14 protein-coding genes and 1 pseudogene are annotated in these 14163 nt (G+C 68.6%); 8 read left to right on the top strand and 7 right to left on the bottom strand.

What is annotated here, in order from left to right; all coding sequences use genetic code 11:
• Positions 1–117: 117 nt before the first annotated feature.
• The 5 genes and pseudogenes from WME95_RS24495 to WME95_RS24515 form a co-directional block, all read right to left on the bottom strand.
• The gene (locus tag WME95_RS24495) at positions 118–1356 is read right to left on the bottom strand and encodes an ATP-binding protein (protein ID WP_437910829.1); all 1239 of its coding nucleotides are present in this window, start codon (positions 1354–1356) and stop codon (positions 118–120) included.
• Positions 1322–1816 carry a response regulator gene (locus WME95_RS24500; RefSeq protein WP_437719276.1) on the bottom strand — a complete coding sequence of 165 codons (495 nt, stop codon included), beginning with the start codon at positions 1814–1816 and terminating at the stop codon, positions 1322–1324. Before WME95_RS24500 ends, WME95_RS24495 begins: the two co-directional genes overlap by 35 nt.
• Positions 1813–3093, bottom strand: a complete 1281-nt coding sequence (locus WME95_RS24505; RefSeq protein WP_437910830.1) for a sensor histidine kinase — start codon at positions 3091–3093, stop codon at positions 1813–1815. The genes WME95_RS24500 and WME95_RS24505 overlap by 4 nt, the downstream gene beginning before the upstream one ends.
• Positions 3094–3391: 298 nt before the next feature.
• The gene (locus WME95_RS24510; protein ID WP_437911018.1) at positions 3392–3676 is read right to left on the bottom strand and encodes a GH116 family glycosyl hydrolase; all 285 of its coding nucleotides are present in this window, start codon (positions 3674–3676) and stop codon (positions 3392–3394) included.
• A gap of 27 nt (positions 3677–3703) precedes the next feature.
• Positions 3704–4031 (bottom strand): annotated as a pseudogene (locus WME95_RS24515) (GH116 family glycosyl hydrolase); the annotation flags it as partial.
• Here WME95_RS24515 and WME95_RS24520 point away from each other — a divergent pair.
• Entirely contained in the window at positions 4006–4128 is a 123-nt protein-coding gene (locus tag WME95_RS24520) for a hypothetical protein (protein WP_437911141.1), read from the top strand. The pseudogene WME95_RS24515 and the gene WME95_RS24520 sit on opposite strands and share 26 nt — an antisense overlap.
• Before the next feature lie 418 nt (positions 4129–4546).
• Here WME95_RS24520 and WME95_RS24525 read toward each other — a convergent pair whose 3' ends face one another.
• A complete protein-coding gene (locus tag WME95_RS24525; RefSeq protein ID WP_437910831.1) occupies positions 4547–5482 on the bottom strand; it encodes a hypothetical protein in 936 nt (311 codons plus the stop codon).
• A 547-nt stretch (positions 5483–6029) separates the two neighbouring features.
• Here WME95_RS24525 and WME95_RS24530 point away from each other — a divergent pair.
• The 5 genes from WME95_RS24530 to WME95_RS24550 all read left to right on the top strand — a co-directional run bounded on the left by WME95_RS24530 (position 6030) and on the right by WME95_RS24550 (position 11154).
• Positions 6030–7130 (top strand): ABC transporter permease, encoded by a 1101-nt coding sequence (locus WME95_RS24530; protein WP_437910832.1) that lies wholly within the window; start codon positions 6030–6032, stop codon positions 7128–7130.
• Entirely contained in the window at positions 7130–8059 is a 930-nt protein-coding gene (locus WME95_RS24535) for an ABC transporter permease (protein WP_437911019.1), read from the top strand. The genes WME95_RS24530 and WME95_RS24535 overlap by 1 nt, the downstream gene beginning before the upstream one ends.
• Before the next feature lie 136 nt (positions 8060–8195).
• The gene (gene biuH, locus WME95_RS24540) at positions 8196–8891 is read left to right on the top strand and encodes a biuret amidohydrolase (protein WP_437301443.1); all 696 of its coding nucleotides are present in this window, start codon (positions 8196–8198) and stop codon (positions 8889–8891) included.
• Between the two features lie 2 nt (positions 8892–8893).
• Positions 8894–10483: an ABC transporter ATP-binding protein gene (locus tag WME95_RS24545; RefSeq protein ID WP_437911020.1), complete on the top strand. Its 1590-nt coding sequence runs from the start codon at positions 8894–8896 to the stop codon at positions 10481–10483.
• Entirely contained in the window at positions 10480–11154 is a 675-nt protein-coding gene (locus WME95_RS24550; RefSeq protein WP_437910833.1) for a cysteine hydrolase family protein, read from the top strand. Before WME95_RS24545 ends, WME95_RS24550 begins: the two co-directional genes overlap by 4 nt.
• Positions 11155–11393: 239 nt before the next feature.
• Here WME95_RS24550 and WME95_RS24555 read toward each other — a convergent pair whose 3' ends face one another.
• Positions 11394–12590 carry a BMP family ABC transporter substrate-binding protein gene (locus WME95_RS24555; protein ID WP_437910834.1) on the bottom strand — a complete coding sequence of 399 codons (1197 nt, stop codon included), beginning with the start codon at positions 12588–12590 and terminating at the stop codon, positions 11394–11396.
• 181 nt (positions 12591–12771) lie between these two features.
• On the opposite strand from WME95_RS24555, the gene WME95_RS24560 reads away from it, so the two are divergent.
• Positions 12772–13083 (top strand): cupin domain-containing protein, encoded by a 312-nt coding sequence (locus WME95_RS24560; protein WP_231865009.1) that lies wholly within the window; start codon positions 12772–12774, stop codon positions 13081–13083.
• Positions 13084–13260: 177 nt separating this feature from the next.
• Positions 13261–14151 (top strand): hypothetical protein, encoded by an 891-nt coding sequence (locus WME95_RS24565; protein ID WP_437910835.1) that lies wholly within the window; start codon positions 13261–13263, stop codon positions 14149–14151.
• Positions 14152–14163 lie beyond the last annotated feature (12 nt).

Here is a 14163-nt window from a genome sequence, read left to right on the forward strand (position 1 = left end):
CCGCGGGCGCAAGAGGCGAGTCCACGGCGGAATCCGGGCGGGTGATGTGGCAGGCGAGACACACCCGACGAGCGCCGGTGACGCGCGCCACGCGCGGCCGGAGCCGCGGCACGACGGCTACGCTGCGGTCGCGCTCCCCGCGGCCGCGGATCCGCCGCTGCCCGTCACGCTCGACTCGGTCGCTTCCGGGACAGGAGCCGGGACGGGGAATGAGACGAAGAACGTCGCCCCGCGGCCGAGCTCGGTCTCGACCCAGATCCGCCCGCCGTGCCCCTCGACGATCCTGCGCGCGATGGCGAGCCCGAGGCCCGTCGAGAGCTCACCGCCGGTGCTCATCGTGCTCGCGCGGCCGAACGGCCGGAACAGGTTGCCAACGTCCTCGGGCGCAATGCCGGGCCCCTCGTCCTTGACCGCGATGAGGACCTCGGCGCCCTCGCACCGCACGATGACCCGGATCACCGTGCCGTGCGGGGAGTAATGGATGGCGTTGCTGATCAGGTTGTTGAGCACCTGCTCCACCTTCAGCGTGTCCACCTCCACCCGCTGCACCTCGCTCGGGCTCTCGAAGCGGAGCTCCATGTTCTTGCGGCTCGCGAGCACCGTGTTGAGGCCGACGTTTGCCTCCACCAGCTGGACGAGATCGGCGCTCCGCTTGTCCAGGTTCAGCTTGCCGGACTCGATGGTCGAGATCTCGAGGAGATCGTTGAGGAGCGAGAGCATGAAGCGGCTCGACGATCGGATCTTGTCGACGATCTCGAGCTCTTCCTTGTTCATCCGCTGACGCTGGGTGAACAGCAAGAAGTCGCTGTACCCCATGATCACCCCGAGCGGGTTCCGGAGGTCGTGCGCGGCGATCCCCACGAACGCGTTCTTCTCCTCGTTGAGCCGCTGGAGCTCGGCGTTCTTTTGGGCGAGCTCCTCGTGCATCCGGACGAGCTGCCGGTTCTTCCGCTTGAGCTCGATCTCGCCCGCCTTGTGGCCGATCGCGTACCGGATGGTGCGCTCCAGGAGCTGCGCGTCGATACGCCCCTTGACGAGGTAGTCTGTGGCACCGGCGCTCATCGCGGCGACGTCGATCTCGCGATCGCTCGCGCCGGTCAGCATGATGATCGGGATCGCACAGCCCGGCGGGTGGACCGCCTCCAGGATCTCGATGCCGGTGCAGCCGTCGAGGCGGTAATCGAGGAGGCAGACATCGTGTCGTCCTTCCTTGAGCGCGACGAGCGCGGCCTCACAGGTGCTCACCCACGTGACGTCGTAGCGTGTGGCTCGGACCTCGGCGAGGATGTCTTTGACGAGGAGACAGTCTTCCTCGTCGTTGTCAACCAGAAGAACCTTGATCGTTCCCGTATTCATGCGCGTGCTCGACGTCCGGCGGGAGCTCGACGATCTCGAACCAGTAGTTCCCTAGCGCCTTCATGACCGCGGTCATCCCCGCGAACGTGACCGGCTTCGAGATGAACGAGTTGACCCCGAGATCGTAAGATCGATAGATATCCTCCTCCGCCTTCGAGGTGGTGAGCACGATGATGGGGATCCTCCGGAGATCCGGATCGTGCTTGATCTCGGCGAGCGCCTCGCGGCCGTTCTTCCGCGGCATGTTCAGGTCGAGCAGGATGAGCCCCGGGCGGGGCGACACCTCCGGATCCGCGAAGCGCCCGTGCCGGCGGAGGTAGTCCATGAGCTCCTCGCCGTCGTTGACGAAGTGCAGATTGTTCAGGAGCCGCGCCTCGTCGAGCGCCTCCTGGACGAGGAGCTGGTCGTCGAGATCATCGTCGGCGTAGAGGATGGTGATGGATCGCTTGCTCAGGGTCATGTCTCCCCCGCGTGGCGCCCCGTGCTCGCCCGTGCGGGCGCCGCCTCGGCCTGCTGTGGCTTCATGTTCTTGCCTGCACCGTCGGTCCGGCTCGGGTGGGTCATGGGGAGCCGGATGACGAAGTCGCTGCCGCGCCCTGGCTCGCTCTTCACCTGAATGCTGCCGTGATGGCGCTCCGCGATCTTCTTGCAGATCGCCAGGCCGATCCCCGTCCCCTCGTACTCGGCGCGCGGATTCAGCCGCTCGAAGACCGTGAAGATGCGCTCGGAATACTTCGGATCGATGCCGATCCCATTGTCCTCCACATGGAGCTCGTAGATCGCCGGAGCGCCCGCCTCGCCCGCGTCTTCCACGCGTCCCCAGATCTTCACCCGGGGCGGGACGCCCTTGCCATGGAACTTCAGCGCATTGCCGAGCAAGTTCTGAAAGAGCTGACGCATCTGCACCGAGTCGCCGTCGATCGTCGCCAGCTCGCCCACGTCGATCTTCCCCCCGCTCCGCTCGATGGCCACCTCCAGATCCGAGAGCGCCGCCTGGACGACCTGGTCGAGCTTCACGACCTCGAACGGCTTGCCCCTCGTCGTCAGGCGGGAGAACTCCAGGAGATCGCTGACGAGGAGCTGCATCCGCCGCGCGGCGCTCTGCATCCGCTCGAGGTAATCGCGGCCGCGATCGTCCAGCGCCTCGCTGCACCGCTCCTTGAGGCGATCGCCGAAGGCCACGATCTTCCGGAGCGGCTCCTGGAGATCGTGCGATGAGACATAGGCGAACTGCTCGAGCTCCCGGTTGCGCTGCTCGAGCTCCACGTTCTTCCTCCCGATGTCGGCCTGGAGCACCTCGAGGTGACGCGCGTAGGTGCGGAGCCGCTCCTCGGTCTGCCTCTGCAGCGAGATGTCGCGCAGGGCGGCCGTCACCAGGAGGCCGCGCGGCGTGGTGAGCGGGCTCAGCTTGATGTCGGCCGGGAACTCTGTCCCATCCTTGCGCCGGGCCATGATGTTCAGCGCCTGTCCCATGGGCCGGCCGTGTGGGTTCCGGGCGTACCGGTCCCGCTGGCCCTTGTGCCGGTCGCGGATCTCTACCGGCGTGAGCACGTCCACCGACCGGCCGAAGAGCTCCTCGCGCGCGTAGCCGAAGATCTGCTCGGCCTCGCCGTTGACGTAGACGATCGTTCCACGCTCATCGACCACGATCATCGCGTCGGGCGCCGCCTCCAGCAGCTTGGCGAGGGGTACATCGATGTCGCGCTCCGCGCTGGAGGCGATGAGCTCATCTGACATCGTCCTATCCATGGGAGCTGACAATCATAGCACGAACAGTGCCACATCCTGGAGCTCGACCATGCGGACATGCGCCAAGTCGCGGCACGCAGATCCTGCCGCGCGCGCGCATGCGGTGCGCCGGGCGAGCGGGGCTTTACTCAGCGTCCGCGCGCGGCGGCCGGCCTCGGCGGCTTACCGGTTGGGATGCCGTGGCGGCACGACGTCTCTCGTGTCGCCCCGCGCGGCAGGAGCCAGCACGCGGAGGACCTCGCCATACCTCTCTCTCGAGGCCCTCGGAGCGCGCTCGTGGCGACGTCTAGGGGCTGAGGTCGTACGCGTGCTTCGCCGCCCACGCGGAGGTGGCTCGCATGTAGTAGGGAGCGCGGATGTTACCGTTCGCCTCCCAGGCCTCCGGCGTGCGGAACCACAGGCCGTCGGTGTTCCAGATGGTGTCGACCAGGCTAGCGCCGATCTCACCGGCCTGCTGGGCGAGCCCCTCCTGGATCATGCCGGCCACCACGCCCCAGGACGTGCCCACCCAGCACTCCCGCGTCTGGTTGCTCGTCCCGTCGTCCTGGCTCTTCACCTTCTGCATCGCCATCTTCACGGCGGGCCAGCAGTAGCTGAGGAACTCCGTATCGGTCTTCCCGGTGAGCGCCCAGTCGCGATAGACCATCAGGGCCAGCTTGGAGTTGAGGTCCTTCCAGTTGGTCGAGTCGCGGTACGTGTACGCGTTCCACTTGCGGAAGAGGCTGTCGGTGTCTCCGAAATCGTGCGCGGTCGTCCCGATTGCGCGCGGCCTGTCGGAGCGCCGTGGTCGTCACGCTGTCGCAGAACTGCCGCACCTCCTGCTTGTCGATGTCCGGCCAGGGCGCGAACAGCGCCCATGAGCCGTAAAAGCGCACGTCCGACGTCCCGTAGAACGGGTAGATGTACGACTCGAGGCTGGTGAACATGTCCTCGTCCGGGTCGTCCGGGTCGTCCGGGTCGTCCGGGTCGTCCGGCTGGCCGGACGCCGCGCCGGCCTCCCAGTACGTGCCCGCGATGGCGTAGTAGTAGAGCTCGTTGAACAGAGCGCCTCGAGCGCGGAAAGTGCGAGGAGTACGTCGCCTGCCCCTGGCCCAGGCCGTCCTTGTCGAGGCGCTTCGTCTGCGCGTCGCCCCCTTCGGCCTTCTGGTACATGAAGAAGCCCGCGTTGTTGTCGACGTTCTGGTCATTGCTCCCGATATCGAGGCGCCCCTTGTAGAACCTGCCGTCGAACCGCATTCACTTCGTTATCGCTGAAAGATTCCATCGTTTCCGAGGCAAACCTGAATTCGCGCGTCGCTGTTCACCCGGGCGGCCTTCCGCGCGACGCGAAATCTCCAGGGCGCCTTCCACGACGCGCACGACTCGAGCGCGCGAGCGAGACCTATACGTTCCTCACTTCATCGCCAGGCTCGCTCCGCAGCGCGCGGCCGAGGAGCGGCCCTCATGGCCAGGTGGCCTTGACCGCATTGATCCAGTAGTCCGCGAGGCGAAAGGCCGGATCTTGCTCGATGTGAACGAAGCGCCCGCTGTAGCTCGTGGCGGAGCGGCCACAGACCTGGCTCGCCGAAACGAAGTTGAGGAGCCTGCCTTGAACGTTGGTCGTCGCGTTCAGCGAACAATCGCTGCTGCCGGGAACGCCGACCCGCCAGGTGGGCTTGCTCGCCAGCAAGTTGCGCTTGAGCTCCAGTATCTTGTCACCCGAGACGGGGGCGACATCCATGCCGTGCGAGGCGAACACGTCCTCCGCGCAGGTGTCTCTCGCCATGCCATGCCACTGAACGCCCCACCAGGGATTCGATCCATAAAAGGCCGCGAGCTCCAGGTAGGTCGCGTGAAACGCATTCGTCACGTTGTGGGCCACGTCCGAGACCATGGTCGAGCTCTGGCAAACGCTGTCGGTGAAGCTCGCATCGCGGTGAGCGCCGGCCATCAGGAAGCTGCGGGATCTCGTCGCCTTGAAGATGCTGACGGCCTGGATCTCCGTCTCCAGGTCCGCTGTCGCATGCGGCGCCGAATGAGCGAGCTCTCGCTCCGCGGCCGCGTCCACGATGAACGTGCCCAGCCCGATATCGACGGTCCCGTCGCTGTTCCGATCGCCGACCTCCATGAGCACACAGTACCTTCGTCCATTGTTGACGTCGCGGAGGAGCCGGATCCGCGCGGACGACGACAGGCTGGACGGCAGCACGATAGTGCAGCTGCCGCCCATCATGGTGCGAACGACGCTCCGCCACGCGGTCAGCTGCGTCGCGCTCGGGGTGACGAAGATGCCTGAGTCCCTGCCGGGCATCTGATCGCGAATGCACGTCACGAGCGCCTCCAGGGTCGCGCTCGACGAGCAGGTCAGGTCCGCCGACACCGCCGGGCGAGACGCCATGAGGACACCGGCGCCTAGCAGGAACAGAATCGTTCGTTCGAACCGCATGACAGCGTTACCTCCAGTCAGGGGTTTGCGGGTGGGATCGATCGGCGGTCCTCTACGCGGCGCGCGGCGCGCGGCGCGCGGCGCACGTGGGCACAGGAACGAGGCTCGCCGGGGCCGCACGGCGCGGACCTCGGCATTCCCAGATCTTTCAGGCGCGCGAGCGCTCGCCGCTCTCTTCGCCGTCCACGCAATGAACGCCAAGCAAACTCACCGGCACGCGACGGCGAGTGCAAGGCGGAGACCGCCGCGCTGTGCGAACCGTTCGCGGTCGCCGCGGCCACCACATCGCCGCGTTACCGCCACATCGCAGCGCGGCCACCCCACCACAGCGTCACTCGACCCGGTGAGCCCCCGGGGTGTCGCACGTCATGACAACGGCGCGTCGCTCGCCGGCCGGAGCGGGTTGTCCCGGCGCGAGGCGCCCGTCCTGTCCGTCCTGTCACGACAAGCAAGCTCCCCGAAAACGTGTGGAAATAATGGAGGCCTTATCCTCGGCAGCGTGAAAGTCATCTCGCACGGGCTGCTCGGGCGTGAGACGACCGAAGCGATCGCCATCCCCCTCGGGGCCCTCGCGGCCTCGCTCCTCGTGTTCGGCGCGTTCGTGGCAGCCCAGGGGGTGAACCCCTTGAGCGTCTATCACGACATGGTCCGCGGCGCCTTCGGCACGTGGTTCTCGCTCCAGAACACCCTCCTTCGGGCCGCGCCGCTCATGCTGACCGCGCTCTGCACGGCGCTGCCGGCCCGGCTCGGCCTGATCGTCATCGGCGGCGAGGGCGCGCTCGCCATGGGCGGGCTCTCGGCCGCGTCGGCGGCGCTGGCCGCACGGGCGTGGGGCGCGCCGCCCGCCGCCGTGCTCGCCGCGATGCTCGTCTCCGGGCTCGCCGCCGGGGCGCTCTGGATCGGCCTCGCCGGCGCGCTGCGCGTCTACCGCGGCGTGAGCGAGACGATCAGCAGCCTCCTCCTCAACTACATCGGGATCGCGATCCTGAACCACCTCGTCGAGGGCGCGCTGCGCGACCCGGCGAGCCTCAACAAGCCCTCGACCGCCTCCATCGGCGCCGAGAACGCGCTCGGGAGCCTGCCCGGCCTCGAGGTCCACTGGGGCCTCGCCTACGGGGTGCTCGCCTGCGCGCTCTGTTATGTGCTGATGCACCGGACGACGTTCGGCTTCGGCGCGGCGATGAGCGGCGGCAACGTCCGCGCGGCGCTCCTCGCCGGACTGCCGGTCAAGCGCCTCGTCGTGCTCACCTGCACGCTCGCCGGAGCGTGCGCCGGGCTCGCCGGCATGGTGGAGGTCGCGGCGGTCCACGGCCGGGCCAACGCGTCGCTGGTCAGCGGCTATGGCTACACCGGCATCCTCGTCGCGTTCATCGCGCGCCACAACCCGCTCGCGATCATGCCGGTCGCCCTCCTGCTCGGCGGCATCGGCGCGAGCGGCGGCCTGCTGCAGCGGACGGCGCGGCTCCCCGACGCGACGGTGAGCGTGCTCCAGGGGATCCTGTTCATCGCGATCCTCGCCAGCGAGACGCTTTATGGCCGTTCCCTCTCTGCCCGCGAGCCCAAGGTCCGTCAGCCGGCTCCGGCGCCGTCGGTGGCATGATGAGCGACGCAGCTGCGCTCGGTCTCTGGGGCATCCCCCTCGCGGTCGCCGCCGGGGCCATCCGCATCAGCACGCCATTCCTCTTCGTGAGCCTCGGCGAGTGCCTCACCGAGAAGAGCGGCCGCGTGAACCTCGGCCTGGAGGGCACGCTCGTCATGGGCGCGATGGGAGGTTATGGCGTCTCTTACCTCACCGGATCTGCCTGGCTCGGCGTGCTCGCCGCCGGCGCCATCGGCGCCGCGCTCGGCGCGCTGCACGCGTGGCTGTGCTCGAAGCCGCGCGTCAACGACATCGCCGTCGGCATCGCGCTCATGCTCTTCGGCGTTGGCCTCGCCTTCTTCCTCGGCAAGCCGCTCATCCAGCCGACGGCGCCCCGCCTGCCCGCAATCTCGCTCGGCTTCTTCAGCGATCTCCCCCAGGTCCGCTCCGCGCTCCAGGTGAACGCGCTCTTCCTCATCGGGGCCGCGCTCGCCCCGCTCCTGCTCTGGGCGCTGAACCGCACCCGCTTCGGGCTCGTGCTCCGCACCGTGGGCGAGAGCGCCGACAGCGCCCGCGCGATGGGGGTCGACGTGAACCTGGTCCGGCGGCGCGCGACCATGGCCGGCGGCTTCCTCGCCGGCGTCGGCGGCTCGTTCCTCTCGCTCTTTTACCCTGGCAGCTGGAACGAGGGGCTCTCGAGCGGACAGGGGCTCATGGCCGTCGCCCTCGTCATCTTCGCGCGCTGGAACCCGGTGCGCTGCCTCCTCGCTTCGCTGCTCTTCGGCGGCGCGAGCGCCCTCGGGCCGGCGCTCCAGTCCGTGGGGATCACCTGGGGATACCACCTCTTCAACGCCGCGCCGTACATCGTGACGCTCGCCATCATGGTCGCCGCGAGCTCCGCGACCCAGACCCTGCGCGATCAGCCCGCCGAGCTGACGCTCGCGCGTTGATCGCGCGACGCGACGCGCGCCGGACGAACCGCGTGAACCGTACGAAACGGACGAGACGAACGAAAGGAGCGAGCCCCGCGAGACGAGCGAACCGTACGAGACGAGCGAAACGCTGAATGACAGGAGGACTCGACCGATGCCCTACGTGGCCGCTGATCCCTACGCCTGGCCTTACAACGGCGCGCTCCGCCCCGAGACGACGGCCCTGATCGTCATCGACATGCAGACCGACTTCTGCGGGAAGGGTGGGTACATCGACCTGCTCGGCTACGACATCTCCCTGACGCGGGCGTGCATCGCGCCGATCCAGCGCGCGCTCGCGGAGCTGCGCCGCCGCGGCTATCACGTCCTGCACACGCGCGAGGGGCACCGGCCGGACCTCTCCGATCTCCCGGCGAACAAGCGGTGGCGCTCCCGCCGGACGGACGGCGGGCGCGGCACGGGCGTGGGCATCGGCGATCCCGGGCCGTGCGGGCGCGTGCTCGTCCGCGGAGAGCCTGGGTGGGAGATCATCCCGGAACTCGCGCCCCTGCCCGGCGAGCCGATCATCGACAAGCCGGGCAAGGGCTCGTTCTGCGCGACGGATCTCGATCTCATCCTCCGCCAGCGCCGCATCGAGAACCTGATCCTCACGGGGATCACGACGGACGTCTGCGTGCACACCACCATGCGCGAGGCGAACGACCGCGGGTACGAGTGCCTGCTGCTCTCCGACTGCTGCGCGGCCACGGATCCTGGCAACCACGCCGCCGCGCTGAAGATGATCAAGATGCAGAACGGCGTGTTCGGCGCGGTCTCGACCTCCGCCGCGCTGCTGGAGGCGCTCCCGTGACCATGGACCCGCGCGTCTCCTCGAGCCCCGCGGCGAGGCCGCCCCGCGCCGCCGCCCGGGAGCCCAGCCCTCCCACGCCGCCGCCGGCGCTCTCCGCCGCGGGGATCACGAAGCGGTTCGGGCCGCTGCTCGCGCTCGACGACGTCTCGCTGCGCCTCGCGCCCGGGAGCTTCCACGCGCTCCTCGGCGAGAACGGCGCCGGCAAGAGCACGCTGGTCAAGTGCATCATGGGCTATCACCAGGCCGACGCCGGCGAGGTGAGGGTCGGCGACGCGGCCCTGTCCATCAGGAGCCCGCGTGACGCGCAGGCGCTGGGGATCGGCATGGTCTACCAGCACTTCACCCTCGTGATGAACATGACGGTCGCCGAGAACCTCGTGCTCGCGCGCGCGTCGCTCCCCCTCGTGATCGACTGGCGCAAGGAGCGCGAGTCGATCCGCGCGTTCATGGATCGCATGCCCTTCCGGCTCGATCCGGAGCGGACCGTCCGCGCGCTCGCCGCGGGTGAGAAGCAGAAGCTCGAGATCCTGAAGCAGCTCTACCTCGGCAGCAGGATCGTCATCCTCGACGAGCCGACCTCGGTCCTCACGCCCGGTGAGGCCGACGAGGTGCTCGGGATGCTCCGGTGCATGGCCGATGAGCAGCGGATCAGCGTGCTCATGATCTCGCACAAGTTCCGCGAGGTGACGGCGTTCGCCGACGAGGTCACGGTGCTGCGGCGCGGCCGGGTCGCCGGCCGGGGCAAGGTCAAGGACCTCACGCCCGCGGCCATGGCCGAGATGATGGTCGGCGCGCAGCCGGCGCAGGTCTCCGCGGCGCGCGGCGACGCGCCCGCCGGGGAGCCGATCCTGCGCATCGAGGGGCTCGCCGCGAGCGACGATCGCGGGCGGCCGGCGCTCGACGGCGTGACGCTCACGGTCCATCGCGGCGAGATCGTCGGGATTGCCGGTGTCTCCGGCAACGGGCAGGAGGAGCTCGTCGAGGTCCTCGCCGGGCAGCGCGCCGCGCGGGGTGGCAGCGTGCTCGTCCATGGCGAGCCGTACGGCGCCGCGCGCGCGCAGATCCATCAGCACCGGGTGCGTTGCCTGCCCGAGGAGCCGCTGCGCAACGCCTGCGTCCCCGCGATGTCGGTCGCCGAGAACATCGGGTTCCGCGTCTTCGACAGGCCGCCCTTCACGAGGCTCCGCTGGGGCGTGAGCCGGGCGGCCCTGAGGCGGTCGGCCGAGCGCCTCGCCGCGGAGTACGCCATCAAGGCGCCCTCGGTCGACGCCCCGATAGGCAAGCTCTCCGGCGGCAACGTGCAGCGCGCCGTCCTCGCGCGCGAGCTCGGCATGGACGAGGACATCGCGCTCCTCGTCGCCGCAAACCCCTGCTTCGGGCTCGATTTCGCCGCCGTGGCCGAGATCCGCTCCCGCATCCTGAAGGCGCGCAACCGCGGGACCGCCGTCCTCCTCGTGAGCGCGGATCTCGACGAGATCTTCGCCATGGCCGACCGCGTCCTCGTGATGAGCGAAGGGCGCGTCGTCCACGAGTCGCCGATCGCCTCGGCCGACGTCGCGGAGATCGGCCGCGCGATGGCGGGGCACCGATGACGGCGCGGCCCCTCGAGATCGCGGCGAGGCCGTACCCCTTCCGCGTCGCCGATCGGGACGCCGTGGCGTTGCTCGTCATCGACATGCAGCGCGACTTCCTCGAGCCCGGCGGCTTCGGCGCGGCGCTCGGCAACGACGTCAAGCGGCTCCAGCGCATCGTGCCGACGGTCCGGCGCGTCCTCGACGCGTTCCGCGACCACGGCCTGCCCATCATTCACACGAAGGAGGGTCACAGGCTGGATCTCTCGGACTGCCCCCCTGCGAAGCGGAGCCGGGGCGCTCCTGGGATGCGGATCGGCGATGTCGGGCCGATGGGGCGCATCCTGGTCCTCGGCGAGCCGGGCAACGACTTCGTGCCCGAGCTCGCGCCGGCGCCCGGGGAGCTGGTCGTACCGAAGCCCGGAAAAGGCGCATTCTACCGGACGGGCCTCGACGCCAGGCTGGCGGCGCTCGGCGTCTCCCACCTGCTCATCGCCGGCGTGACGACCGAGGTCTGCGTCCAGACCACGATGCGTGAGGCGAACGATCGCGGCTACGAGTGCCTGTTGATCGAGGACGCCACCGAGAGCTATTTCCCCGAGTTCAAGGCGGCGACGTTGGAGATGGTCCGTGCCCAGGGCGCGATCATCGGCTGGACCGCCCCCGCCGCCGCCGTCCTCGAAGCGCTCTGATCGACGCCCCTTCCAGAGCGGCTGCTCGATACCGCTTCCAGAGCGGCTGCTCGATACCGCTTCCAGAGCGGCTGCTCGATACCGCTTCCAGAGCGGCTGCTCGATACCGCTTCCAGAGCGGTGGTCACCCGCACAGGAGACGGGCCCAGATCGGCGTTTTCGGCGCGGAAGCGCACTCCCGTGCGCTGAGCACCGAAAACGTCGAGATGGGCCCGTATCCGAAGCGGGTGGCCACCGCTCTAGTGGGTGGAGCCGAGAGCGCCGGCTACGAGATAGTCCATGCTCTCGAGCGCGATGTCGGTTTGCTGCTGCGCGACGGAATCGGCGATCACCACCTTGCCCTCATTGTTCATGATGGGCCCCTGGAAGATGGTGAGCGTTCCCTCCGTGAGCTTCGCCTTCGCCTCATCGGCCTTCTTCTTCGCCTCCTCGGAGACGGCGGGGCCATACGGTGACATCTTGATGTACCCCTCCTTGAAACCGCCGCGCAGGAGGTGCGGATACGGCTTCCCCTCACGGATGAACGTCATGTAGTCGGTGTAGACCTTGGACCAGTTCCACTCGGCGCCGGTCAGGTACCCCTTCGGGGCGAGCGTCGCCTGGTTCGTGTGGTAGCCGGTGCTGAACGCGCCGCGCCGCTCCGCGAGCTCGATGATCACCTTGGGCGAGTCCACGTGGCCGGTCAGGACGTCGACGCCCTGATCGATGAGGCTGTTGGCCGCCTCCGCCTCCTTGACGGGCATCGACCAGTCGCCGGTGAAGATCACGGCCGTCGTCACGCTCGGGTTCACGCTCCGGGCGCCGAGCGTGAAGGCGTTGATGTTGCGGAGCACCTGTGGAATCGGCTTCGCCGCGATGAACCCGAGCTTGCCGCTCTTCGTCGTCATCCCCGCGACGACGCCGGACACGTACTCGGCTTCGTCGATGTAACCGAAATAGCTGCCGACATTGCTCGGGTGCTTCGACCCGTCGTAGAGGCCGCCACAATGGAGGAAGGTCTTGTCCGGGAACTTCTCCGCCACCTTGAGGATGTGCGGATCGAAGTAGCCGAAGGACGTCGGGAAGATCACCGTCGCGCCATCGAGGTTGATCATGCTCTCGAGCGTCTTCTGCACGGCGACCGTCTCGGGGACGTTCTCCTCTTCACGGGTCTTCACGCCGGCCAGCTTGGCGAGCGCTGCGGCCCCCTCGGCGTGCGCCTGGTTGTAGCCGTAGTCGTCCCTGGGGCCGACGTAGATGAAGCCCACCGTGAGCGGCTGATCGCTCGACCCCTCCTTGCTGCAGCCGGCCGACGGCAGGAGCGAGAGCGAGAGGAGCAGTGGACGGAGGATGGCGAGGAAGCGCTGCCCCCGTGCCACGCCGGCCGCGGGGAACACGGCGAACAGAGGAGTTCTCGGTGTGCTCTTCACGCCATGGATGTGTAACCGACTCCTCATTTCTGGAACTTTTCCCACGCATGAATTTTGCGCGTTTCGCGTGATTGCCGTTGAGCGCGCACCGCGCGCTGTGGCATGGTTCCATCAAGACTGGAGATTCGCGATGACAGCTACACTTCCAGCAGCGACGCGGGATTTCGTGCCTGTGCAGTTGCCATTCATCATTGCGAATGTGGCAACGATGGCCGCTCATCCGGAGTCGGTCCCCTGGCGGCGCCTCCGGGAAGGCGTCGAGATTCACCGCCTCTACGGCAGCAGCGACGCAGGCGCCTCCGCCGCGCTCCTGCGCTACGCGCCGGGGGCATCCGTGCCGCAGCACGTCCATCGCGGCCATGAACACATCTTCGTGCTCACAGGCTCGCAGTCGGACGAGCGCGGGCACCACCGCGCCGGCACGCTCGTGATGAACGCCCCGGGCAGCCGCCACAGCGTCTCGAGCGCCGAGGGCTGCATCGTCCTCGCGATCTGGGAGCAGCCCGTCGTCTTCATCTGATTCCTCTTCCTATCTGATGTAAGCGCGCCGCCCGAGGCCACGCCGGCCTGACCTGGGTCCGGGGTACGACATCCGCCGCAGGCACGTCCTCACCGGACCGCGAGCGTGCACCCGGCGCTCGCTTTCTCGGGGCACAGAGGTTCAGGTGCGCTGCGCTTTGCCGTAGGCTGGGCGCTCATGGATTCACGCGGGAAATCGCTCCCTCCGGGGCCGCTCGTCACGGACGAGGACATCCGGGAAGAGCTCCGGCGGCTGTTCGACGCCGGTCCCGACTCGGGGCTCGTCATCCGGGTCTACGGCGAGCCGGGCGAGGGGGCGGCCGCGGCGGACGCGTTCCGCGAGATGTTCGCGTCGCTGCGCATGTACGAGGGGAAGCCGCAGGACCAGCCGCTGGAGATCCTCGTCGACGCGCCGAGCAAGGCGCACATCGCGCGCGCGCTGTCCGTGCTCGGCCACAAGCAGCACCAGAAGCGGATCCTCGATCACATCCTCACCACCTTCGGGCGCCGGCTGATCGACCCGCTCGCCGAGATCCTCGACACGACGCCGACCGGCTCGGTGACGGCGCGGCTGACCATGCTGCGGGACATCTTCCTCGCGCACGTCGCGGATCTGCGGATGACGCCGGAGTCGCAGCAGATCCTCTCGTGCGACCTGCGCAAGCTCCTGAGCGACGACTACCTGGCGATGGTGGCGGAGAACGAGGAGCGCGTGCAGCGCCCGCGCGTGGCGATGCTCGCGCAGCAGATCCTCCGGCTCGTCGGCTCCACGTTCCACAACGCGCTCAAGCGGTGGCCGGCGCACGCCGAGCAGATCGCCTCGTCGATCGCGCGGCGGAGCCCGAAGAAGGTCCGCTTGAGCGAGGTGCCGAAGCTCATCCGCGGCCAGATCACCGACGGCATCGAAGAGTTCCTGTGGATCGAGACGAGCGCGGACATCGAGGGCGCGCTGCGCCCGATGCTCGCCGAGCACCAGGACGTGATGCCCGTGACGCAGGCGACGCTCGACCGATCGACGTACCGCGAGTTCGCGGACGCCTGCTGGGCGATCATCGCCGAGCACTGCTGACGGCGGGACGAG

It is taken from the genome of Sorangium sp. So ce327 (assembly GCF_051530205.1).
GTDB lineage: Bacteria > Myxococcota_A > Polyangia > Polyangiales > Polyangiaceae > Sorangium > Sorangium cellulosum_B.